The 25,185-nt window shown below is 57.5% G+C and carries 13 protein-coding genes and 1 tRNA gene; 5 read left to right on the top strand and 9 right to left on the bottom strand.

Annotation, left to right across the window (positions count from 1 at the left end):
* Positions 1-23: 23 nt before the first annotated feature.
* Positions 24-302 (bottom strand): hypothetical protein, encoded by a 279-nt coding sequence (locus ABDX79_RS05670; RefSeq protein ID WP_346219305.1) that lies wholly within the window; start codon positions 300-302, stop codon positions 24-26.
* 334 nt (positions 303-636) lie between these two features.
* Between ABDX79_RS05670 and ABDX79_RS05665 the strand changes: the two genes are divergently transcribed.
* The 5 genes from ABDX79_RS05665 (at position 637) to ABDX79_RS05645 (ending at position 9,180) form a co-directional block, all read left to right on the top strand.
* A tRNA-Ser gene (locus ABDX79_RS05665) sits at positions 637-726 on the top strand.
* 682 nt (positions 727-1,408) lie between these two features.
* Positions 1,409-3,937 carry an anti-phage ZorAB system protein ZorA gene (gene zorA, locus ABDX79_RS05660; protein WP_346219304.1) on the top strand — a complete coding sequence of 843 codons (2,529 nt, stop codon included), beginning with the start codon at positions 1,409-1,411 and terminating at the stop codon, positions 3,935-3,937.
* Between the two features lie 16 nt (positions 3,938-3,953).
* Positions 3,954-4,853, top strand: a complete 900-nt coding sequence (locus tag ABDX79_RS05655) for an OmpA family protein (protein ID WP_346219303.1) — start codon at positions 3,954-3,956, stop codon at positions 4,851-4,853.
* Complete coding sequence (locus tag ABDX79_RS05650; RefSeq protein ID WP_346219302.1) at positions 4,850-6,220, top strand: EH signature domain-containing protein; 1,371 nt, start codon at positions 4,850-4,852, stop codon at positions 6,218-6,220. Before ABDX79_RS05655 ends, ABDX79_RS05650 begins: the two co-directional genes overlap by 4 nt.
* A gap of 2 nt (positions 6,221-6,222) precedes the next feature.
* Positions 6,223-9,180, top strand: coding sequence for a DEAD/DEAH box helicase (locus ABDX79_RS05645; RefSeq protein WP_346219301.1), 2,958 nt, complete (start codon positions 6,223-6,225; stop codon positions 9,178-9,180).
* Between the two features lie 60 nt (positions 9,181-9,240).
* Here ABDX79_RS05645 and ABDX79_RS05640 read toward each other — a convergent pair whose 3' ends face one another.
* The 8 genes from ABDX79_RS05640 to ABDX79_RS05605 form a co-directional block, all read right to left on the bottom strand.
* Positions 9,241-11,361, bottom strand: coding sequence for an ATP-dependent helicase (locus ABDX79_RS05640; RefSeq protein WP_346219300.1), 2,121 nt, complete (start codon positions 11,359-11,361; stop codon positions 9,241-9,243).
* Entirely contained in the window at positions 11,358-13,466 is a 2,109-nt protein-coding gene (locus tag ABDX79_RS05635) for a 3'-5' exonuclease (RefSeq protein ID WP_346219299.1), read from the bottom strand. The genes ABDX79_RS05640 and ABDX79_RS05635 overlap by 4 nt, the downstream gene beginning before the upstream one ends.
* Positions 13,467-13,488: 22 nt before the next feature.
* Positions 13,489-14,394 carry a hypothetical protein gene (locus tag ABDX79_RS05630; RefSeq protein WP_346219298.1) on the bottom strand — a complete coding sequence of 302 codons (906 nt, stop codon included), beginning with the start codon at positions 14,392-14,394 and terminating at the stop codon, positions 13,489-13,491.
* Positions 14,395-14,424: 30 nt separating this feature from the next.
* Complete coding sequence (locus ABDX79_RS05625) at positions 14,425-17,427, bottom strand: site-specific DNA-methyltransferase (RefSeq protein ID WP_346219297.1); 3,003 nt, start codon at positions 17,425-17,427, stop codon at positions 14,425-14,427.
* The gene (locus tag ABDX79_RS05620) at positions 17,424-17,756 is read right to left on the bottom strand and encodes a hypothetical protein (RefSeq protein ID WP_346219296.1); all 333 of its coding nucleotides are present in this window, start codon (positions 17,754-17,756) and stop codon (positions 17,424-17,426) included. The genes ABDX79_RS05625 and ABDX79_RS05620 overlap by 4 nt, the downstream gene beginning before the upstream one ends.
* A gap of 95 nt (positions 17,757-17,851) precedes the next feature.
* A complete protein-coding gene (locus ABDX79_RS05615) occupies positions 17,852-19,786 on the bottom strand; it encodes a GmrSD restriction endonuclease domain-containing protein (protein ID WP_346219295.1) in 1,935 nt (644 codons plus the stop codon).
* A 2-nt stretch (positions 19,787-19,788) separates the two neighbouring features.
* Positions 19,789-22,872, bottom strand: a complete 3,084-nt coding sequence (locus tag ABDX79_RS05610; protein ID WP_346219294.1) for a BPTD_3080 family restriction endonuclease — start codon at positions 22,870-22,872, stop codon at positions 19,789-19,791.
* Positions 22,873-23,751: 879 nt separating this feature from the next.
* Complete coding sequence (locus ABDX79_RS05605; RefSeq protein WP_346219293.1) at positions 23,752-25,092, bottom strand: virulence-associated E family protein; 1,341 nt, start codon at positions 25,090-25,092, stop codon at positions 23,752-23,754.
* Positions 25,093-25,185: the final 93 nt, after the last annotated feature.

Below are 25,185 nucleotides of genomic sequence, written 5' to 3'. Positions count from 1 at the left end.
CATTGTTTGATCTGTCTGCCGGGTCAGGTTCGCCCGATCCTGCGCGGTTTGCGTCCGAGCAGCATGAGTATCGCGCCGATGACGGCGAAGGTGATCGCGAACGGCCAGGTGCCGATGGCCGCGATCGTGGGTGAGGCGCCTTGGCCAAACAAGCCCGAGCCAATGCCGGTCATGCGTGCAATTTCCGCGATCGTCGCCATGCGGATCACGTCGTCGGCTACATACTGGGCGATGTCGCCAACGGCGAAGACGGTTGCGATCGCCAGAAACAGGGTTCCGATCATCCGCAGGAAAAAGCGCATCGAAGGGGTGGGCTCCCGTGTGGCGAGGGCGTTTCAGGTCTCGTTATTCAGACCGGGAAGATGGGGGCTCGCCGGTCTTTTGGCAACGGCGCTGGCCTGTGTTGCAATTGCGTCATGTCTCGCCCGCTTTTCTCGATTGCCGCTCGGCAGGGGCGAAAACCGCCCGTCGATCGAAGAAAGATCGAACTTCCGTGGCTTGGTCCGGACAAAACGCTTGAACCGCGACGATTTCTGGCTTAGGTCCCGCGCCGTCCGCTGCTTTTCCGCCAAGCGTTCGGTTCCTTCCACCTCTGTGAGGCTCGAAGGCGAATCGCCAGGAAAGCGAAGGGACTTTGGTGAGGTGGCCGAGTGGTTGAAGGCGCACGCCTGGAACGCGTGTATACGGGAAACCGTATCGAGGGTTCGAATCCCTCTCTCACCGCCATTATTTTGGTATAAGCTTCTATTCTAGCTTACAAAATTGCAGTTCGGGGACGGCTTGCCCCAACGATTACCCCAACAGACGGTTTGGCTCTAGAGGTACGGCAGTTAACGCGGGCGATAGCGCCTTTAAAGGCGGATTGCCCTCCAGTTTGCTTCGCGGGTCGGTTCGATACAAAGAGTGGCTGACTGAACCAGCTAAATTCGGAATTGCAAACGATGCGTTCTCGCTGAGGCTGCATTAAAGCAAGGTTCACTTAACCTTAGATTGGTCTATTGCTGCTCGAGCAACGTGATTGGTCGTGGCGCTTCCCTGAACACCCTGTTCTATATCACATTCCTATGCTGGCTTGATAAGCTAGCACCAAAGCGCGGGACTGGATGCTTAACGCGTTTAAGTCGGTCTCAGCGGGTAGATTCGAGCATTCGTCGAATCCGGAATGTTTGCGCTTGGCACATGCACGTTACGATTAAAGAACTGATCGGACTGCTGCAATCTAGCGACAGACAGGCAAACTGACGAATGCCATGGTGGCGAATTGTTCGACCCCTCACACGATCGTCCTTCGCACTCCGAGGGCGATAGTGACAGACGCAAACTGCAAATCAGGGCAGATATGAATTCCCTCTCGAATTTCGCTCTACGATCGTTTTTATTCGTCGCAATTTTCGTCGCGACGAACTTCGTGTTCGAACTCTTCAATCCATGGTTCAGCTTTGGCGATCTCACGCTCGCGGTTCAAGATTCGTTGAGCGGTTCGGTCGAGGCACTCAGCCGACCGACATTCGTTTTCGCATTGGCTTGGGCGATTGTTGCGGCAGGCCTTGGGTTTGCAGCCTGCTATTTCGTCCTTTACGTGGTTTGGATCAGCTTCTCGCTTCACTCGCTGCGTAAAACTGTCGAAGTCTTAAGCAAAAGCGCAACGAAGGGCCGTGGTATCGATCGGAAGATTTTCGCGAAGAATTACGATGCGGTTCGCGAAAGGTTTCGAAATAACGGTCTTATCGGTCACGCATTCCATGAGTTCGACGAGACTCTGGTTGTCGACGAGGACCGGACCGATCTTGTATGCAACACCGTCAGACCACAGGCCTTCATAAATCCAGGCGTAGCCAAAGAAACGTTCGGCGGTCTGAAGTTTATGAATGCGCTGCCCGGCTATTTTGTCGGGATCGGTCTGCTGCTTACTTTCGTTGGGCTTGTTTTGGCGCTTAGTAAAGCTGGCGCGGCAGCTGCAGCACAAGACGTCGACGATATGCAAAGAGCCGTTGGTGAGCTTCTGCAGATCGCGACGTTCAAGTTTGCAACTTCGATTGCTGGGCTTGGGATGTCGATCCTGCTCGCGATCCTTTTCAGAGCCTATACGATCGCAATTGAAGCCTCATTCCATCGGTTGTGCCGGACACTGGAACAAGCTCTTCTGTACAAAGCGCCTCAATCGATTTCGATCGAAATGAATCGAACGATGAAGGAGCAGCGTGACGAGCTTAAGCAGATCACTCAAGGTGATTTCTTCGCGCGCATGGGCGAGGAGATCGCGCCGAAGTTCGACAAGTCAATCAACGATGCGCTTAGCGTCCTTGGCGGACGTATTGATACAGCGATGAGCGGGGCGCTTGGCCCGGTCACGCAAAGTCTCGATAGAGCAATTGTCGAGATGAAGAACCAGAACGAGACTGGTGTCGGCGAGCTGATCAAAGAATTTTCACAGAGCGTTCAAAGCAGCGCTGGCACTGAGATGCGCGAGCTCGCCGAAACGCTATCCAAGATGCAGGAAGGCCTTGCGGAGATGCAGGCGGGCTTGCGCGGCACAGGTGAGGATTTTGGCCGTCGCATGGCCGATGCTGCCGACAATCTCACGAAAATGGTAGGAGAAGCAGGGGCCAATCTCGGACGATCGTCCGAACAGAGTAAGGAAGCCTTCGACCAGATCGCAAACACGCTTCGCGAAACGATGGAAACGGCGAACGCGCAGATCGGACAGGCGCTTGGGTCTGCTGCGGGTGGCGCATCAGCACAACTCGAAGAGACGATGGGCCGCGTCCTCGAGAAGCTTGAAACCCAGATTGGAAGATTGGCTACCGAAATGGGGCGCTTCCAATCGGACATGCGCAGTCAGATTGAGACGACACAGGAAGAACTCGTGCGCTCTCAAAGGGAAGCGGCAGAACGCTCGTCGCGGATGAGCGAAGAGTTCTCGGAAGTGTTGCGGTCCGGTGCAAGCCGAACGAGTGAGCAGTTCGGAACGAAGATTTCCGAAGCCGCGGACAATCTCAACCAAATGGTCGCGCGCGCTGGAGAAACTTTCGGGGCGAGCTCCCAGCAAAGCAGCGCAGCGCTAGCCGAGATCGCGGAAACGCTCCGCCAGACGATGGAGCGCGCCAACACGCAGGTCGACCAAGCTCTTGGGAGTGCCGCGACCGGCGCGTCAGTTCGTCTCGAAGAGGCGATGGGTCGGGTTCTGGAGAGACTTGAAGGCCAAGTCGGAGGCTTCAGCGAAGACGTCGGTCGGTATCAGTCCGGCATACGCAGCGAACTGGAACAAACCTCCGCCCACGTTGCTTCAGCACAACGGCAAGCTTCGGACGCCATGCTCGCGCTCTCGAACGAACTGACGCAGACATTGAGGGCGGGAATGACCGACGTCATGCAGTCGGTTTCGGGCGAGTTCGAACGTTTGACTGGGACAATACGCAGTCTTGAAACGAGCTTGCAGTCCCAATCCACAGCCATCACGGCCACAACATCTGAAACCCGCAAAACAGCAGACGTCTTTCACGAGACGGCTGCAAGCGTCCGATCGGCCTCCGCTCCGTTGATTCAAGTCGGGGAGCGTTTTGGAATGGCGACCGAGACACTTGGAACCCGCATGGAGGAAACGCTTTCTGCGATCCGATTGGCGCAGGGTGCTTCCGAGGCCATGGCTAGATCGCTTGGCGAAGCCCACGAGGAGTCGCGCGGATTTTGGCAGAACTATGCGGAAAGTTTCCGTGGGATCGATACTGAGCTGGGCCGTGCAGTGGATGCGCTCTCGACTGCGACGACCAACCACCAGCAGGTGTTGGATCGGCATGTTCGCGATACAGACGATGGCTTGGGCAACGCCGTCGGCAAACTGAGCGGTCTGCTTGAAACGCTTAACGACAGCGCCGAAAGCTTCAGTGAGAGTGCAGACAAGTTGTCGCGCAACATGCGCCAGATAGCGGCTGAATGATCGAGGAAGCTTTTCGATGATTGCCGAACACGACGTCGCCGAAGGAACCAGCGCGGACGAGGAGGAGAACTATTTTGTCTCCATGACCGACATGATGGTTGGTATCCTCTTCATCTTCATCATCATGCTTATGATGTTCGCGCTGAATTTTCGTGAGAAAACGGACAACCAGGAGCGAAATATTAACATCGCCGAAGAAGTTGCCGAGACGCTTCGCGAGCAGAATCAGGCGGTCACTGAAGCGATCGCAGCCATCGAGCGTGCGGAGGAAGCGCGCGCGAAAATGCTGGCCGATATCGAAAGACGTTTGGCCCTCCTCGATGTCCCGGTGATCATCGATGAGAGAAACGGTGTCTTGCGACTGACCGAAGATGCCGTGCGCTTTTCGACGGATCGCTCCGACCTCTCGCCTCAGGTTGAGGGAACGGTCGAGGTGATCGGCAAGGTTCTTGGCGCAACATTGAAGGAGTATGCCGATTGCGCGGAGACGAGCGAGGCCTGCTTGAACGAAGCTCCGTTCAAGGTCGAGACCGTTTTCATTGAAGGCCACACGGACGTGACCGGGTCCGACGCCCGCAACTGGGCATTATCTACCGAACGAGCCGTAAATACTTACCGCAGCCTTGTCACCGCAGAGCCGACGCTTCGCAAATTAAGGAACAGCAAGGGCGAAGAGATCATGTCGGTTTCGGGGTATTCCTCGACACGTCCACTGCCGAGCCTCGGTACGAATGAACGCCAGGATTGGGATCAGAACCGTCGCATCGACCTGCGATTTGTTATGGAAAATGAGGATCGGTCGCGACTGACCGAGGTCCAGGAATTGCTGCATCGAATGGAGGACGAACTCGGCCGGCTCCGGCAGCAGACTGCGCCGTCAGATGCCGGTCCCTCGCTTCGAGGTAGCTTGAGATGACTGCCTTTCGCGATGCGCTCGGCGAATTGATCGATCGACATCCTACCCGCCCAATGTCGGAGCGGACGTCTAAAACGCAGTCGGTCGCAGCCAGGATGCAGCTTCCGGAGGCGGGTGCGCGCAAAGAGGCGCGAGATTACGAAGCGATTGCCGCCGAGTGTCTGATGTCTCTTGAAAATGGTGTGGGTCTCACACGGACGCAGTTGCGCGATGTAGCCTGGTGCCTTTGGGGCTTGAAGGCGAAAATTGCGTCGTCTGATTCGGCGTTGCGGGAGTTTCTCGCTCAACTTGAACGGATTGGTGCTCGATCGAGCACACGTGCGCTGGCTCTTGCGTATCTTTATAAATACCACCCCGATGCTGATGGGATCGAAGACGTGGCAGCGACGCTCAAACGAGTCGCGGAGATCGCTCGGGAACCTTTTCCACGCCTGGCTCGAGAGTGGGCGATGTTCGACGGGCGAGAAGGCTCTCGCAGACTAGCCCAGCTCGCCATCGATCGCAGGCGCGCACCAAGCGCATTGATGACGGACGAAAAGTTTTCTGCATCGATATCGCAAGGGAATTTCGCAAAGACCGCGACGTTCGATGCGCTGCAGGCGCTGTCATCGATGCGAGTCGAGGATCCGGAAGAACGTCTCGACTTCGTTAAGGATCTTGCGATCAATCCAGAGGGCCAACTGTATTTTTCCGAGTTCGCGGCAGTCGTGGCAAATGCCTTGCTCCTTCCTTTTCGCGACCATCAGCCGGACGAAGCGGTTTGCGATCGCTATCTCGATGTTCTGATCGGCTTGTTTCGCGATCCGCGTACAAATTCGGGCCAATGGGCGGCTATGCCCGAAGCGGCAGAGATCGCGCGTGGCTGGCTAACCCGCCAAGCCCTGCGGCAGTTTCTCGATGTCGTCGATGCTGTTGCACCAGACGAAATGTGGAGTTATCGGCGAACATTCTGGGAAGCTGTCTACGACAAAAAACTGATCAGCGGAGCATGGGTCGTCCTCGATCCACAAGGACAAGCGGAGGCGCGCCGAAGGTTTGGCGGCAAGGTTCGATTTGGTCGCTTCGAGAAAGGCGGCGGAATCCAGACCGGCCATTCCGTCTTACTTCTGAAGATCGGAAGCGAAACCTGCGCAGAATGGAGTCACAGCGGAGCATGCCGCTTTTGGGCGAATGCCAGCGCGCATGGCGTCCCTTCGCTTTATAGAAGTTTGTATGCCGCTGAGGAACTGCGAGGCAATCGCGGAGCCGATCCGGTTTTGGAGGTGCGGCATTACCCGCATCACGGGCCCGGCGCTTGGCAGCATAAAGTCGCTCGGCGCATCTTCTCGGCGACAGGAACGGCAATGCAGGCTTCGGAGTATCTTTGATCGTGGCGAACTTCGTCTACGACATCACCGAAACGCACCTCTCGCTCGGCGTCGAAGAGCGTCGGCTCTTTTCGCGAAAACCTATCTCGGTTTCAGAATGGACGGCGCTGAACAGCTCCATCGGTCAGGTGTCCCGATCGCTGTCGCGTCTGGAAGACGCAGGTAAGATATCGATAGACGGCGAGCGCTACGTCCTACCATTTCAGACCATCTGCGAGCTTTCGCAGGCGCAGGCTGAAGCGATCGGTCTTCCATCGGTGGCGACGGTGTCGGCGACGCTCTCCTTCGAAGGAAAGATGACTGATCCAGACGGCAAGATCAGGGTTCGCTGGTACGACGCAGCCGACAATGTCGTGCGCCCGAAAAGAACAGGGTGTTTCATAACAATCGGCACGAAAACCTACCGTCTCTCCCAGCCGCTTTATGCCCTGAGTGAGGCCATCAACGCCTACAACTCGGGTGAAGGATGCGAGCCCGAAGAAAGGATTCGTCGATGGGCACCGGTTCAGTCCGCACTCAAACAATCGTTCGGACGAGATGTCGCTTCGGACGATGTATACCTGAAGAGTCTATCGATCTATCAAGCCGGTGCGTTCGCGCTCGACGTTCGTGAAACGGCGAACGGGCCTGATTTCGTTCCCGTCGTCATGGGTACGCAGAAAAAGGCGATCGAAGAAGAACAAGCCGGAGACGAGGAGACCGACGCAATCGTCGACGTCGTTGCCGACGCGCTTTTGCCGGAAGCTTTGCAGAAGCGCTTCGCCGATGATCTCTTTTCGAACGAAAGCCGCACCCGGTCCGGATATGTGCTCGATCGGAACACTTATCTTGTCGTGGAACCGGAGTTGAAGAGGGCCCTTGACGTCGTGCGGGAAAAACGTCGCGCACCGGTTGAGGAACGACGTGCTTTTTTGCGCAACCCAAAACCCTCGATTGCAGAAGCGATAGGTCTTGGATACGAGAATGTGCCCTCATCCTTGTTCGTCGAAACGTCTCAGTATTCCGAACGTGTATTGGGACTGGGGCTTTGGAAACCGCCGGCGATCCCGTGGCTGCAGAACAAAGCCGGACAATGGCTGCCCGAAACGTTTCCGTTGAAAATCGGTAATCGCGATGTCTTGATGAATGAAAGGCGTTTTCTTGCACTGAAGAAGGCATACGAGACTGCGGAAGCCTCGAAAGACGTCACTGTCGCTTTCGAGGACACCGAACATGCCGTCGATGACGTCCGGCAAGCTCTCGAGCCGTACTTGCCTGCGTTTGATGATGAACCGCAAACTCCAAACCAGCCGACCAGTCCGATAATCGAGCCGCTTGACGATGTTTCGGTCGACCGAGATGTGCTGCTGATTTCGCAGAATCTCGAGGGAGTGGACTTTGAGATCTCATGGCCAAAACGCAAACTGGTCGCAGACGACGCGTTCCCGCATCCGCATTTGACGCGAAGTGTGCCGAAAGACCATCAAACGGAAGGGTTTGCGTGGCTCGTTGAGGCTTGGCGCATGGGCTGGCCTGGTGTGCTTCTTGCCGACGACATGGGGCTCGGCAAGACGTTTCAGGCTTTGGCCTTCCTGGCTTGGCTTCGCGATGCTCGCGCGAAGGCCGGTCTCCAGGACGGCACCAAGCGCCAGCCGATCCTCGTCGTGGCACCGACCGCGCTGCTTCGGAACTGGGCGGACGAAAGCGAACGCCATCTCGTCGATGGCGTGCTCGGCAAGCGCGTCGATGCCTTCGGCTCGAAGCTTTCGAAACTCAAGCGCTCAAAAGCGAGTGATGTCGCACCGGAGGACGCTCTCGACGTCCGTGTCCTTCGCGAAGCGGACTGGATATTGACCACTTACGAGACGCTGGCGAATTATCACCGCGCATTCGCTCGCCTCAGTTACAGCGTCGCAATCTTCGACGAAGCCCAGAAGATAAAGGCACCCGGATCAATTAACACGCAGACGGCCAAAGCCATGAATGTCGACTTCGTTCTGGCTTTGACCGGAACGCCAATCGAAAATCGCTTGTCCGATCTTTGGTGCATTATGGATCGCATCGTGCCGGGCTATCTCGGCGATCTGAAAAGCTTCGCCAAGCGTTACGAAGAGGGTGGGGCGGAAGACCGCGCAGAACTGCGCCAAAAACTGGAGCCTCCCAAACCGGGTGCGCCAGCTGTCCTGCTTCGCAGGATGAAGACGGATATCCTGACGGGCCTTCCAGAGAAGCGTGTCGAAACCACACGTATTGATATGCCAGCGGAACAGGCGGAGGCATATGAGAAGGCTGTCGCTCTTGCTCGAACCGGTGGCAGCAACATGAATGCCATGCTGAAGGCGATCCACGCGTTCCGCGGCATCTCGCTTCATCCGAATGCAAGCGATGCGTTCGACACCTACGACAAAGCTTCCGTTCGAGGCTGGTTCGATCAATCAGCCCGGATGAGCCATGCCGTCACTTGCCTTGAAGCCATCCGAGATCGAGGGGAAAAGGCTTTGATTTTCCTCGAAGACCGAAAAGTTCAGACAACAATTGCGTCTGCACTCGCGACCTATTTTGGTCTTGATCGGGAGCCGCCGATCATAAATGGGACAGTTCCCGGAGACAAACGCCTCCAAATCGTCGACGCTTTTCAAGCATCACCGCCTGGTTTCGATTGCTTGATCCTGTCACCGAAGGCTGCCGGGGTCGGATTGACGATCACGGCTGCCAATCATGTGATCCACTTGTCACGTTGGTGGAATCCGGCCGTCGAGGATCAGTGCAACGATCGCGCCTACCGCATCGGTCAGGACAAGGACGTTACAATCCATATTCCGGTCGCCGTTCATGCCAGTTTTGGCGAAGCAAGCTTCGACGTGACGCTCGATCAGCTTCTTGAGCGCAAACGATCGCTATCGCGCGACATGCTGATTCCTCCAGTCGAGGACGGCGATGTGGGCAACCTCTTTGCCGCGAGTGTGCGCGAGGCTGCTTGACAGCAAAGCTTGCTCGCGGTGCTGCTATCGCGCCTGACTTGTCTCATCTTCACGGACGTCTCAGCGACGCAAGGCGAGACCAGACTCTTCGATGAATGGCGATTGCTGGACGGCCTGGTCGCCAATCCGTCCAGACGAGGTCAAGATGAGCCGCCGTTTCGCGCGGGTCATAGCGACATAAAAGAGGCGCCTCTCCGCTTCCAGACCGCGCTCGGTCTTCGCGTTCATCCTGAGGGGCCAGATCCCATCCACCATGTCGAGCATGACGACCGTGTCAAACTCCTTACCCTTGGCGCGCAGCGCCGTCATCAAATGGATCGGCCGCTTCCAGATGGCGTTTTCCGCATCCTCGCGATCCTCTCCAGGCAGCTTGACGAGCGTGTCTTTCGCTGTTTCCAGATCGTCAATAAAGGACTGGAAGTCATCGCCGTAGGATTCGGCAAACTCTGTTAGGTAGAAGAATGGCGGATCCGTCAGGAAGATGTCTTCTTGGCCGCGTCCGTGATCCTGTTTGAAACCGTCAAGCTCCTCTATCGCTTCCAACGCTGTTTTGACCGTCGGCGCGTGGACGAGGCGGCGGAGCGAACGCGCGAAACTTGCCGCAACTTTGCCGTCGTCGTTCTTGCCTTTAAGGCTGCCGGTAAAAACTTCGAGCGCGTCGAGCACCGCATCGTAGCTTTTGGGTTTTGCCGCTCGGAGATGCTTGCCGAGCCGATCGGCATCGGATTTTGACAAAGGGAACCGACGCACCGAGTTGCAGAGGCCAAGTACGTCTTCGACCATCGTGGGAACGCGGATCGGCAAGGCGGCCATAGCGCGGGTCTGGAGCGCACGTATCAGGCGATCAAAGGTCTCGGACATGAAGATCGACAGGTCTTCTGCGGCACAGAACGACATGCCTTCGCGTGCCATCATGATCTGATAAGGAATGATCTGCGCCCGCTTACGCGACAGAATTGCAAATTTCGCGCCGGGACTGTTGTCAGCTACGAATCTACGTGCTTCGGCCATGACGGCCTCGGTGGAGTCCACAAACCGTTCCGCGTCGAAGAAATCGATTTTCGCGTCTCTTTCCAGCATCGGCGTCATGGTCTTCGCGACCCGCCGTTTGTTGTACGCGATCAGCTGGCCGGACATCGTGACGATGTTCTTCGGACAGCGATAGTTGCGCTCCAGAATGTGCGTTTCGAAACTTCGATCGAAGAAGCGTTGCGGCTCCAGAATATAATCCGGCGTCGCGCCGCGCCATTCGAAGATCGCCTGATCATCGTCTCCGACGATCGTTATTCGCGCGCCGTGTAGATCGGCGATCTGGCGAATGAGAGCGAGATCTAGCGGATTGATGTCCTGAAACTCATCCACGAGGATATGAGTGTATGCTGCACCAGGGTCAGGATGCGAGCCCTCTTGCGCCAGTTTGCGAAGTTTCAGCCATGAAACATATTTCTGGTCTTCGAGCGTGAAGACCGCCTGGGCCTGTTGCGTCTCGCAAGCGTGTACGAAAAACGGCATGGCGGTTTCGACGAAGGTTTCCAGACGTCCGTTTTCCAGGATGCCGAATTCGAGGAGCTTGCGCGAAATCTCGTCGAGATGACTCATCAGCCCCAACTCTTCCAGTGCGTCAATGCGATCATTCGCGTGGCGCATGGAGCCGTCCTCGTGGTCGAACCCGAGCGATTTCATCGTCTCAAGAAGATCGATCAAGACTTTCGGCAATTTGAAAGGCTGGTCTTTCATACCCTGAGTCAGAGCATCATCTTCGCTCCAGGCGGATTGCAGAGCGTTCTTCATCAAAAAAGTCTTGTCGCCTTCGCTCACCTTCATCTGAATATTCTGAAAATGATCTTTGATCACGCGGTTGCCCCAGCCGTTAAGGGTCACGACGTCCGTATCAGTGGCGAATGCCTTGAATTCGGGCGTAAACAGCCGGTTGCGCAATTCATCTCGTGCCGCTCGCGTAAAGGTGACGACGAGAAAGCGAGACGCGCCATTACTGCGCCGGTAAAGTTCTGCGCATCGCCAGAGCAAAGAGTGCGTCTTGCCGCTGCCGGCCGGCGCGAGGAGACGAACATGCCCGTCGTCCGCTTCGACGAACTTACGCTGGAACGGATCGAGCTTTGCCGCCGAGAGATGATCCTCCAGAAGGGAGGCTGGCCTGATCTCAAACGTTTCGGTCGTCATTCGACTCTCAAATCTTCGATGAATGGGGAGCCAGGGGCGACCCCGGCCAGAATGAGACGATCGCGCGCCCGGGTAGCTGCGACGTAGAGAAGTTGGCGTTCTCCTGCCATGGCTTCATCGATGTCGAACCCGTCCGCGACGTCCTGAAGCGCTTCGGGAGTGGGAAGCGCATCCTCGTCCAGGGCAACGACGGCAACGGCACGAAATTCAAGACCCTTTGCGAGATGCATGGTTCCGACCGTCGCAGCATCGGCTTCGGGTGCGATCGGCAGACCAGCGGCTTGCGCCAAGGCACGTGCTCGATCGAGCTGCGCTTCCGATCGCACAAAGACCCCGATCTCACGCGCTTCGAGCCCGGCCGCGATCGCGGCCTTCAGGACTGCTGCAACCCGATCACGTTCATCGTCCTCGTCATCGGCCAGAACGATGACCGGTTCCGGTCCCTCGAAGACCGAGACCGTTCCTTGCCGATCGGACAGAACGCCGTCCACGTCCGTCAGTTCGCTCGGCATCAGAAGATCCGCCATCCTCCTGATCTGGTGGGAGGTGCGATAGTTGACCTTGAGTGTCGCCGAGCGCCCCCGCACGTCGACGCCAAGACCCTTCCAGGAAAACGGCTGTTGAAAGATGCGCTGGCCGAGATCGCCTGCAAAGAACAGTGCGTCCGGACGAATGGATGCGGTTGCAGCGAGGAACCGAAGCTCGGCAACCCCCAGATCCTGAGCCTCGTCGACGACAATATAATCGTAGGGTTTGGCGCCAGCTTCCAAAACGCTCGTTGCCTCTGCAAACAAACCCGCAGGCGTTACGCGTCCAATCCGCCTGAGCCCGGCCCGAATGGCTTCGAACACTGGCCATAAAGCGTCGCGCTGTTTCCCGCCAAGCCGGCTCTTGCGGCCCATGCGTGGTACGTTGCGATAGGCCTCTAGCGTTTCGATGCGCCAGGCGTCGACGACATTGCGCCATTCGGACAAAACGAAAGGCAGCGCGAACCCCGCATCGGCATGTTGCGAGAGCGCTCGTTCTGCGATGGCGCGCAGATCTACGTCGGACACTAGCTTCGGCTCGCGGCCGGTCTTTAGTGTAAGCGTTTCCCGCGCAAGATCGAGGAACGACGCCGTCGTCACCCGCGCGTCAAGGCCGAGATGATGCTCGCTGAGAAGTTCGAGTTTTGCCTTCAGCGTTTCAGCGAGAGGACGCGAAAAGGTCGTCAGCGCAATTCGAGCCGCCGGATCGGCCTTCGCAAGCGCCACCACCCGGTGCAAGGCAACGACTGTCTTACCTGTCCCGGCCGATCCCGTCACCCGCGCGGGGCCGGTATAGCCGCGTTGAACCAACGCATTCTGCATCGGGTGGAGGAAGACCGCCCAACGTTCGAAAGGCGCCTCCAATGCAGCCTTCAGTTCCTCTACGCCTTCCATTACCCGGAAGCGGCGCAGGGTGTCGGGGTGAGCGACCGCATCCTCCTGCGGCGGCGGGGAGGGCGTCAAGGTTCCGGTCGCGGCATATTCGAGCAGCGCTTCGCCGGCTTCTTGCGGCAGATGGGAGGCAAGGCGGAAGAAGCCGTCCTCGTCCGCGCCGAGAACATCGCTCAGCCAGTCGCGCGGCACGCCGACGGAGAGGAGATCGCGCTCTGCGAGACCGGAGAAGATCTTGATCGGCTCCGCGCTTCGCTTGGAACGCGTGGATTTCGGTTCAGGCTCGAACCGCGATGCGCTTCCAGCTTCCGAATCCGCGAAGAGATCGGGTGCTACTTGCTGTTCGATCTCTACGACCCGCTCGCGCACCTCGACGATCTGCAACGCCCCGGTGGTCTCGTGTCGCTCCAGCTTGCGCCGTTCTGCCCATTTATAGGCGTCGTCGTGATGATCGACATAAACGAGCGCAGTCGTATCGCCGGTCTTGTGGACGATCACCCGAATGTCCCGACCCACCCGAACGGACCAGAAGTTCGGGTCCTTCGACTTGTCGATCCGATGGAACTTCAGGCCCGGATGGGACGGGTTCGACTGCAGATCGAACACGCAGATCTTCACCTGCTTCTGTTCGTCATTGGTGAGCTTCGTCAGCGCGGACTGGAACGTGTCGGCCAGAAGGGTGGGCATGAGCTAGTCCCCAGCATCAAAATTAACTCAGAACTAGCCCATCGATAGCTGCGCGATCTTCATCTGACATATCATTAGTCACCGTCAATAATTGAGCACCTTTAATCCAAGCTTCGAAGCCCAGCGTCAGAAATTGAGATTCTATCTCAGAATAACCTAGCGAGCGCATTCGCGAATAATTCTCAGATCTTTTAGAAGCTGACGCTTCTCGGAGTTTCTTCTCCTCATCCCTTTCTGGCACCGAAGAGCGAAATTCTGATTTCAACTGATCATCGAGACCTCGATAGATTTCAGATATTTGCTCCGAAATCGTTTTATCAAAATTCGGTTGAAACCGCTCAGTTATAAATTCTCTGATACTACGATGTGGCATCTCGACCGGCTCGGAACAAATACCCCAGTTTCCATCCGAATCGTAAAGAACGCGATGTTTACTTTCGTAGTTTTTTTCGGCGGCGATTGAACTTGCTGCAGCAAGTATCTCATTCGGCATGACGATAATCGAATTCTCTAATATTTTTTCGTCGAGAAACGCATTCGAATACTCAATCCAATTCTTAAAGACTGGAGCGATATAGTACACCTCCGCGCCATCTCTTTGCGCTTTTGAAAGTAAGCCGAATTGTCCTTCATCGGCGCTTATATCGACATCGAACCTGTAGTATGGGCTCCCGACATTTGCAGGCTTCCCTCCATAGCCGCGAGCTCTTCTGAATTGCTTCAGCTCATGGCCAAGTTTAAATTGTATCAGAAGAGCTTTCCCGGGACGGTCGAAACCTGCGTCGAAACCCTGTTTTCCCTCATGAACCAGATTTGGCAGATATGGTATTGTACGAAAACCCATCCCACCGAGTAAGTCTTCTATTTCGCGAGTAACCCCATACCCATAAGAAAATTCTGATAGACTCTGATGCAAATCATAAGGCATAAACTATGAAACTTTCTTGTCTATGGTGGCCTAAACGCCAAACACCTTCAGAACCTCGTCGCCGAAATGGTTAATCACCTTCACAGCGATTCTCCTATTACGGGGTTTGTCGAACGGGACGGAGACGTCGGAATAAAGCGTGTCCCACGCATCCTTGTCGATCTCCGCCTTTAACGCCGTTTTCAGCGACTTGTAGGGATCGTTACCCGACTTTGCGCTTCCGAGGAAGTAGGCATGTCGCACGTAGAAGCTCTCTTCGTCATAGTCGTCGTCGACGAACCAGACCGCGATGCCATCGGTGCCGTCGGAACGGATTTCGCCGTTGGACGGGTCGAATACGTCGACACCCTTCACCTTCACGCGCATCTTGCCGCCGGGCGCGTCGAGGAGTTCCACATCGGGCTCGCCGAAGACGACGAAGGCATTGCCCTTGCCGGTGTTCTTCAACTCCTGCGACATGTGAAGATCCGGGTTCATGCGCGCTTTCAGGATGGCGAGCGGTCCGAGACGGGTGAGGTCGGAGGCCTGGGCCTCGAAGTTGAAGGCGCAGGCGATCAGCGCGTCGAACCGTGCGTCGGAGGCTTCGCGCGCCGCGGCCGTGATGGTGGAGCGGGCAAGGGTGCCGAACTCCGGTCCGATCAGTACGCCGGCCCGCTTCTCCGCCCCGTTCGCGTCCTCATAGGTGCCGAGGGCCGCCAGATAGTGCCCTGGCCAGGGTTCGAGCGCGGTGAAGGTGACGCGGTCGCTCTTGGCTTGCTGAACGACGCCTTCGCTTTTCAGGTGCTCCAACACCATGGCCGTGAAATCGGCCTCGGGCACGGAGGCGGGGGAGGGTTGAAGCGCGCCTTCTACGGCATGGATGTCGTCCATCAGCGTATCGTCCCGCATGGTCACGACCCGATGCGGCGAGAGGCTTTCCACGGTGAAAGGCCCGGCGACGCGCACTTTCGACTTGTCCTCGTAGGGGCGGTCGTAGAGCATTTCGACATCGGCCGCCTTAGCGATGGACGCGTCGATCTCCGTTTGGCGCGCGATCCGGGCCTCCCACCAGTCACTATGGGCTCTTCGGGCCTTATCGCTCACGAGACCGGCCTTGCTCTTGCCGTTCTCGGTTTTAAGCCACGCATCGAGATCGCGGGGGATCTCCCATTCTTCCCATGCAACACCGAGGGAGGCGTTCAGCGTCTCGCGCAAGGGTTCGAGCGTTTCCTGCCAGCGCTCCCAGATCGTGTCGATCTCGGCATTGTTGGCGATGGATTTGAGCGTGATGTGCGGTGCGCGCTCGTAGACGAAGCCCTGGCGGATATCGCCAAGAGTCCGGCCATCGGGCTGGACCTTGCCGGAGACCTCCATCTCCTTTTCGCGGCCTTCCTCGCTGTCGGCGAGAAGATAATAGGGATAGCGCGCGCTCATCAGCCGGGTACGGGCGAGCGCCAAGGCGACGCGCGAGGTGTCGATGGTCATCCAGCGCCGGCCCCACTGCTCGGCGACGGTCGCTGTCGTGCCAGAGCCGCAGGTGGGATCGAGAACGAGATCACCGGGATCGGTGGTCATGAGGATGCAACGTTGCGAGATTTGCGGGTTTGTTTCGACAACATATCTTTTTTCCGAGGCGTCAAAACCCCAGCGAACGTCCGTCCAAATATTGTTGATTCCCATCACGGGGAAATCAACGAGTGTCCGAAGGTAAGATACCGTTGTCTTTCGTGAGATTAACCTCCCCGCTTTTCCGAGGCGCTCTAATCCCCGTATACTCGTTTTCCAGTACTGGCTACGGTTCGGGGTGTATTGTTTTCCCTCAAAGTTTAGTGGGTCGTTTCCAGGAGCTTTCGGCGAAGTTGTTGCGCTAGGTCGAAATAGTTTGGCACCTTCCGGAATGGTTCCTGCAATTTCCGAGGCTGTCGCTGGCCTCTTACGGCCATCATTCAGTAATAGGTATTTGTACTCGCCGCCTCCGATTTCAGCGGTTTTTTGGACGTAGGGCTGGCGGTATTTCAGCGATTCGCTACTTTTTGCATACCATAAAACGTAATCGGCTATTGGCGGTAAATACTGAGACGTTGCCCCTGCTGTCTTTGCAACTACAATCAAACTAACAAAATTCTCTTCTCCAAACACTTCGTCCATCAGCGCGCGCACGCGATGAACGTTTTCGTCGCCGATCTGGACGAAGATCGAGCCGCTTTCGGTGAGGAGTTCGCGGGCGACGGAGAGCCTGTCGCGCAAATAGGAGAGGTAGGAGTGGATGCCGTCCTTCCAGGTGTCGCGGAAGGCCTTCACCTGTTCGGGCTCGCGCGTCACGTCTTCGAACTTGCCGTCCTTCACGTCCCGGCTGAGTGTCGAGACCTGCCAGTTGGAATTGAACTTGATGCCGTAGGGCGGGTCGAAATAGATGCACTGCACCTTGCCGCGATAGGCTTCGCGCTCGGCCAGCGAGGCCATCACCTGCAGGGAGTCGCCAAGGATCATCCGGTTCTGCCAGTGCTTGGAATGCTGGTAGAACTCGGCCCGGGCCTCCGGATCTTCGAGGCCGTTGAAATCGGCGAAGAGATCGGGGGTTGCGTCCGGCTTACCGTTCACCGCATCTTGTCTGGCTTTCTTCGCCGCCTTCTTCAGCCCGTCGATGATCGCCTTGGGATGCACCTTTTCCTGAATGTAGAGCGGCGGCGCGTTGATCACGAGATCGGACCAGTCCTGCGCGTCTTTGCCCTTCCAGGTGAACTGCGCATCACCCAGATCCACCGTCTCGCCGTTCAAAAGCGCCTGGATCTGCTTCTGGGAAAGCTTCAGCTTGGCGTTCTTCCACACGATCTGCGGATCATGCAGCGTCTCGCGCTCGCGGGTCTCGCCGTGGGAAAGCGGCCTGTCGCGGGGAGTGGTCATCGTCACATCCATCTCGCCGAGCGCTTCGGCCTGCTGCTCGTAGAGAGACGCCATCTCGGCCGTCGGATTGTTCAGCCGCGATGCGCCCTCATGGGTGAGAGCTTCGACGTCTTTCGGAGAGGAAGCGGAGCGGCGGGGGCGGCGGGTCATGTGCGGAGTACCAGTCGTTCGGAAAGCGCCATTTCGAGCCGATCAGTTGCTTCGATAATGAAATCGGACGCAGTGTCCCAATTCGTCTCATCGGTCATGTCGATGTCCAGTTGCTGTCGAAGAAATGCGTTGCGATCGCCTTTCGCGACGAATGGCGCATTTGTCCGTTCGCTTAGCTCGTCCTGCCATGGTTCCAGCCGCGCCTTCACGCTGGCTGCCGAAACCTTCTCCAGGCCACGCGTGTAGACGCTCGCATAGGTCGAACCAATCGTCTGAGCGACTGCAAGCTTGAAGCTGTCATGCTCGTGCCAGCGCATGGCGTCGTGCATGGGGCGGCCCCACTCCCATTCTTTTCGATGGCGTTTCATCAAGTGCTGCCAGAACGCGAGAATGCGGGGCGGCGTCAGAGGTTTCGGATCTACCGTCACTCAGCGGCCTCCATGGTGAGTTCGGCCTCGTAGGCGTCTGCATCATCCTCCTCGTCCGCGCTGACCGCTTCCGCCTCTTCGTCGGGCTCCGCCGTCGAGCGATGGACGTTCTTTCCGGTCGCATCCTCGATCAGAGCGATCAGCTGGTTCTGGCGATCGAGCATGAACGCGTCGAAATCGTCCGCTCGAAGCAGGGAAGGTTCAATCAGATGGGATTTCATCGACGCATCGAGGTGGTCGGTCGCAATCGCTTGCTGCGTCGCCGAACCGGTCTCGAGGCTGTTCAGATAGGACGACGGCGCACTGCCGCCGATGATCCTGTTCGTTCGTGAACCAAGCGGTGTCTTGTTGATGATGGAGTCGTAGCGCTCCTGTTTGATCCCCTTCTTCTTGCACCAGTCTTTCGGGAATATGTGGTGGATGTCGACATTCTCATCGAAGAAGACCGCAAGGCTGAAATCCTGGCCGGAGAGCCAGTCTCTCGCCCCTCGTTTCATCAGCAGGGCATTCACGCCCTTATAGGCTGCCGACAGGCGCATTCGCATGGTGTGGAGGCGATCTGCGCGAAAGATGGAGTCGCGAACCGTGGAAGGTTCGGCGCCGTGTCCGCGCGCCCAATCCGGAACTTCCAGGAAGTCCCTTGCCATCCGGCTTTCGGCTGCCGATCCGTAAAGCTCGCCGAAGACACCGTTCCAGTACCAGTGGACGAGCTTGCTCTTGACCGCGTGATTGTCGATCTCTGTACCGAGATCGGCGAGGATCGCGGCAAGCGGAACGATTTGCGACTGATAGGGCAGGTCGAAGACGCGAAAGATGTTGAGCGAATGAAGAAATTTCGCTGCGCGAACGAAGCCCTCTTCGGCCTGATCCTGGTATTTTAGATAGGCAGCGAGGGGCAGATCCAGCAGCGTCTGCCGGTTCGGTGCGATGGCTGGCAATTCCTTGCCAGTTTTGCCGGCCTCGGCAGCGGCACGTCGCCGATCGCGGCCATAAAACAGCGCGACGACTTGAAGGAAATCGGTGTTGGAGACCTCGGAGACGATGCCCTTCGATTGATTGCCGGCGCGCATCGTATCGACGAGCCGATGATGGCGACCCCGCTCGTTTCCTTTGCCGTACCAGTCCTTACGCAGCTCATGGCCTTCTGCTGCAAACATCGCGGTGACGAGTTCGAAGGCGTCTAGAGACTTGCCTCCCGTATTCACCTTCTCGAAGACCGTACAAACCGCTTCCTTCGACGTCTCCTTGTCGAGAGCGATGACCGGAACCTGATATTGCTCGAAGTTCTGGACGATCTCCTTGTAGAACCGGTCGATGATCGGCCACTTCTCAGGAAAGGTTCCGTTCCGGTTCGCCCAGGTGATGAACCGCATCTGCCATTCGCTCCATGCGAAAAGCTGGGTCACCGGATACATCAGCGCCTTGAACTCGTCTTCGATCGTCGACAGATCGAGATCGATCGAACGATTGAAGTCTGACTTGAGTTTGCGATCGGCCGGAATCGAGATAATCGCCTCTTCGCGATCGATCGATGCATCGAGTGCCTTCTCGATGTCGATATAGAACCAGCGCTCCACCGGTTTCTTCTTCACGGTCATCGTTTTCACGACTTCGCCGCGATACGCGACCTGATAGAGCGATGTCGTTCTTTGCTGGCCGTCAAGCAGAAGCGCCTGGGCAGTGTTCGGTCCGATACCGTCCGGCGCCCCCTGGATCGGACGCGGTTTGAAGCTGACGGGGCCGCCCGTGTTGAGCGTCATCAGCGCTCCAACCGGGAACGCCCTCGATATCGAAGCAATCAGACTTTTGATGCGGTCCTCGTCCCAGACCCAACTCCGCTGGAAATCCGGAAGTTGAAGCTTGCCCTCGTGGCTCTGTTTCAGAAGCTCATGCAATGAGACGGGGTTGGTCGTGAAGGTAGAACCGGGCATTTTCATGCGTCCTGCAAATGGATTGATTTGGTTGCGATGAATTCGCTTGCCGCCTCGTCCCAAAGCCTCTGGAAATCAGCGATGTCGCGAAATTCGCGAAAAGCCCAGCGGCCATAGGTGCCCATACGGTTGACGCCGGGGAGCCAGAAGGTCTCGGTCGTCGTCTTTTTGTCCTTGGCGTCTTCGCCGCGATAGCCCTTCGTCTCGCAGATGAGATGCAGCGGATCGTCCGGGCCGTTGCCATCGTCGATCTGGACGATGAAGTCCGGTACGTAGCGGCGCGCGATGGAGCCTGAACGGTATGGAATCTCGAAGCCGAGGCCTTGGTTCTTGACGTAGGCGATCGTCGCTGGATGGCTCTCGATGACGCGGGCCGCCTCCAGTTCCCAGTCACTGTCGCCGACGACGAAGTTGACGTGGCATTTGTCCTGAGCCGTTGCCCAGAGCCGGTCCTTCGATGTGGAAAAACCCACATGGTCGGTGACGCCGGAGGGATTGTACGGATCGAGGATCGCGCGGATGACCTGCCGATCGGAGCCGTTTCCGTCGGCCTTCGCCGCACCGCGCACAAGCGCCTGGTAGATGCGCTCCACTGCCATTTCCTGAACTGAGAAGTAGACCATGACGGCCGGCTTCAGTTCACCCGTCAGCACCAGATGATCGCGCTGCCAGCGCCGCACGACCGGCTGTAGCCTCGGAACGAGATTATAGGAGGGTTGAGCGGCGCCTTCCGGCCAGAAATAGCGCTCGATCAGTCGCTTGGTGAGATGGAAGGTGATCGCGGCAGGTCGCGTTTCGTCAAGGACATCCGCCGTCAGATCGTAGCCCTCGCCGACAACGCCCTCCATCCGGGTTGTGCCAGGGCCGATATTGTCGGTGGTAACGGTGAGAGCCGAATCTTTATCGAATTCATACGAGAAACGATCGTCGGGAAGCTCGGTGCGATAGCCGGCGACGCGTGGAAACCTTATGGCGCAAGCGGCGCGCTCTTTCAGAGCGCGGATATGGGTCAGCTTCTTGGGGGGCGTCGGCGCGGTGCGCCGGCCTTCCGTTGCAAAATCAAACGGGATGCCAAGAATGTCCGCATATTCGACGTCGAAAAGGGGATGGCCCTCGGGCGTGATCTGCTCTCCGAGTTCGTAGGACTGGCGACGCAGGCCTCGGCCGATCACCTGCTCGCAGAGGAGCTGGGTGCCGAAGGCGCGCACACCAAGGACGTGGGTCACGGTATTTGCGTCCCAGCCTTCGGTCAGCATCGAAACGGAGACGACGCACCGGATATCGGCACCAAGCCGGCCCTTGCGTCCGACCGTGTTCATGACTTCGCGAAGCAGATCTGCGTCGGAAAGCGTTCCGGCTTCAGAGCCTTGGCGCTCGCGTAGTTCACGGCGGAACTGCTCGATCTCTGTCTCGGCAAGTTTGCGGAAATTCGAATCGAGGGCCTCGCCGGACTCCAGCTGCTCGGAGTCTATCAGAAGTGTGTTCATGCGCGGCAGCGGATTGCCATACTCATCGTAGTTCCGGAACATTTCCAGATGGCCGTTCCTCTGGAGCGTGGGCACGCCTTCGATCTCGCGCTCGTAGCCGGAGATCCACTCGTAGACGAGCTTTGACGTCGCAGTGTTGTTGCATACGACGATGAAGACCGGTGGAACGTCTATCCCGGCTTTGCGCCAGATTGCGTCCGTATCTTCGTAGTGGCTGTAAAGCGAGAGAAGCGCGTTTTTCAGAAGATCGGGAAGGTCCTCGGGCGAGAGATCGCCGCTCTTCGCCGCGCCCTTCTTCGGCATGGCCTTGCCAATATGATCCCACAGATTGCGAAAGATCGGCAAATCGTTGGCGACCGTGTTGTCAGATACTGGAACGCGCGGCAGTTTTACAATGCCGCATTCGATGGCGTCTACCAGTGAGAAATCCGAGACCACCCATGGAAACAGTGTCCCCTCCGCATAGCCGGAGCCGCGCAGGAAGAAGGGCGTCGCCGACAGATCATAGACGGTTTTTACGCCGATCTTGCGATTGAGCGCTTCTAGCCCTGAAATCCAGAGCCGTGCGGCCTCCTTGTTCTGCTTGACCTCCTCGCGTTCGTCCGCGGAGACCTTCGTCTCTTCGACGGTTTCGTCTTCCGGCTTCTCGCGATAGCAATGGTGAGCTTCGTCATTGAGGACAACGACCGGCCGGCCCAGGCGAAGAAGATCGCCGCAGGCGCGCTCCAGCATCGCCTCTTCGCTCTCCTCGATTTCGATCGCCTCTTCGCGCCAGCCACGCATGGCCGCCTGGCCGACTTGGTTCAAAGGGCTCGTCTTTCGAAGCTGGAATGCATGGTAATTGGTCAGGACGATCTTCGCCTTGCCGAGATCGGTCAGCATTTCGGCCGGCACCAACTCCCGGGTGCGATAATAGTTCTCGCCATCGGCCGGAAGTAGCACTCGCAGGCGATCCCTGATCGTAATGCCGGGCGTGACAATCAGAAAACTTTTGGAGAAACGCTTTGAGCTCGGACTGCGCACCGCATTAAGGGTCTGCCAGGCGATCAACATCGCCATGACGGTTGTCTTGCCGGCTCCGGTCGCGAGCTTTAGCGCCAACCGCATTAATTCGGGATTAGCGTTGAGATTGGCCGTTTCCAGATAGGAAAAGAGCGACGCGTACCGCTTGCTATTCTTCGGTGCGACTTCTGACAGCCAGATCGCCGTTTCAACGGCCTCCAATTGACAGAAGAACGGGCGAGGGCCCTCGAACGCGTATTGCCGCCAGTGCAGCAGCAGTCGCTGCGTCGTCGGCGAAACACTCCAGTCGGCTGGATTGGGCAGAGACCGCCAAGCCGAGAGATGAGTGCGGATTTCATTGACGATCGGATTTTCGCTGTAGGTGCCGGGTTCTCCTTCCTGTGTGTGAAAGGCAAGCTCGGCCTGGTCGGCACGTCTCCGCTTCGCTGTCGGAACCGGCGTCAGATATTTGGATCGACGTCTTCCAGGAAGCGGATCGAGGGCCGTCGGTTGCCCGCGATCATCAAGGCAATGGTGGCGCGTCGGGAAGTGATAGGGCGAATTGAGGATAGGTTGTTCATAGAACGGTGTCGCCAAAACAGTCTCTCCTCGTCAGTCCGTTCCTCGCCGGCCCGGTTGTCCGCAACCAATCATCAATCATGGACTTTTGGTTTGATAACCAGCTGTTGCGGTAGAAACAACTGGTCCGCTCTGCAGGTTCTGGGTTGGGCGCGTCTACCCCAAAAAGATGGTAGTCAGCGGCTGGAGATGTGCTGCTGTCTGCAGCTGCTAAACTACTCTTTGTCGCTCAGGGTCCTTAATCGGAGGTCGAGCTGCCGGGGGGTGCGAAGAGCACGCGGGGCCGCATCCGATGTGGATTTTTGAAAAATACTTCTTTTCGTTTTGTAAAGGTACGGTTTCCGGGCGTGGGCTCCCTAGCCGGTTTCCGATCTCGACGGAATACCCGCTCACGGGCGCGTGATATACCCCACTGAGTAGGTAGGATATGCCCGGTTGTACCACCTATAGGTTGTACCGAATGCACGGAAACAGGGGTGGGGCCAAGGGTGATGCCATCGATGCCAATGGCCCCGGCGATGGCCCCAGGGATGGCCCCGGCTGGAGCCCCTGAGAAATAAGGATTCCTACCCCTAGTGGGGCCATTGGGGCCATCGATTTTCTTATAAAGGAAATATAGAAATAGAGAGAAGAGAGAGAAAAAGGGAATAAAGGGGGGTTACGGGGGAAACGTACGGTTAGCTAACGGGGTGTTATAGCAGGTGTGCATCTGTCTCTCTTTCCTCTGGAGCTACATAGAGAATCGATGGCACCAATGGCCCCAAAATGCCGCAACCCCTTATTTCTCAGGGGATTGCGGTGGGGTCATCGATTCTCTGTCGATGGCCCCCATTTCAAACGAGTTTTCGGAAAACATACGGTTAGCAAAGAAAAACCCCCGTTAGGGGGCTTTAAGCTTCATCCGATCAGATCGGCTATTTCGTCGTCGTCGACCGGGTAGACCACACTGGCCGGAACCCACTTTGCCCGCCTAAACGTACTGTTTTGTTCCAAACTAGCCCTTACGACGAAGCGCTCTTTGTCGCCGCTACCGAATCTAGCCTTGGCTTCCTTCCCGTTTTGCGTGCGCGGTACGGTCAAGAATCCCTCGCGTTCGAGAATGTTGATCGCCCCGGTAACGGTCGACATTTGGCTCTTGATCTCGCGTTTCGCGATGCCGAGCATGTCGGACATGATGTCGGATCGCGAGATCATATTTCGGATCATCGGCACATCGGGCTCGTCTGACGCGTCGTCGAAGCGGTCGGCCACATTGTCGGTCCCAAGCTCGGATCGCATCACAACGCGGTCCATGCCGCGCCTGATATCCTCCGCGTACATCTCGGCGGCGGTCATCTCTTTGGCCTCGCGCTGCGCCTGTCTGGCGAGCGCTTCTGCGGCCGGCGACAACAGGAGCGGCAGCGGGCCGGTCGGGTGCTTGCGGCGCAGCTCGCGGTACTCGTGAAGGGCTTGAGCCCACATCATCGGAACCTCGCTGCGGAGAAGCTGACGAGCCGGCCCGAGCGTCATGTACGGCAGTTCGGATCGCACCGGCCAAAAGCGGCGGTTGCCCGTCTCGTCGCGCAGGAACTCGGGATTGTTCGACGTGCCGAAGAACACGCACTGGCGCTTGAAATGCGTCGGCGTGCGGGCATAGGCGAGGCGGTGGGTGTCTTCGGTCTGCGATAGGAACGACTTGACCGATTCCAGGTCGCCTTTGTTGTACGCGGCCATCTCGCCAAATTCGAGAAAGATGTTCCCCATCATCTTCTCGATGGCGCGGCCGGGATCGTCGAAATTGACGTTGAAGTTGTCGAACCAGCGGCCCATCGCGATCTCTTCGATGAAGGTCGATTTGCCGATGCCCTGTTCGCCGACGATCACGAGGCAGTTGTCGAATTTGTGCCCCGGCTCGTATGTGCGCGCCACGGCGGCGACCATCATCAAGCGGAAGGCTTCGGTCGTATAGACGGTCTGCGGGACGCCCAGGTGGCGCTCAAGGGCCGTGCCGTTGTAGTCCCGATGATCGTACGGCCCGAGGCTTTCAAGCATGTCTTTGATCGGGTGGAAGCGATTGCGCATCGCGACGTTGATCAGGCACTCGCTGACGCGCTCTTTGCCCGTCTTGAGGCCATACCCCGAACTGCCGGTCGGCGAGTCGAGGACGGCCCGGAGCCACGCCAGCTCGTAATCCGTAAAGGGGTTGCCGTTCTCGGGGTCGTCGCACCGTGGCCTGCCCCCGAAAAAGTGGTCCTTCATGAAGTATGGTTTTGGCACCATCGGAGGACGAGAGCATGCCCAACAAGAAGCACAAGCCTGAAGAGATCGTCGCGAAGCTGCGGCAGGTGGATG

Origin of the sequence: Fulvimarina fulva (assembly GCF_039652615.1) — a bacterium.
In the GTDB taxonomy this organism is placed as follows: domain Bacteria; phylum Pseudomonadota; class Alphaproteobacteria; order Rhizobiales; family Rhizobiaceae; genus Fulvimarina.
This window is presented reverse-complemented; position numbering and strand designations above follow the sequence as displayed.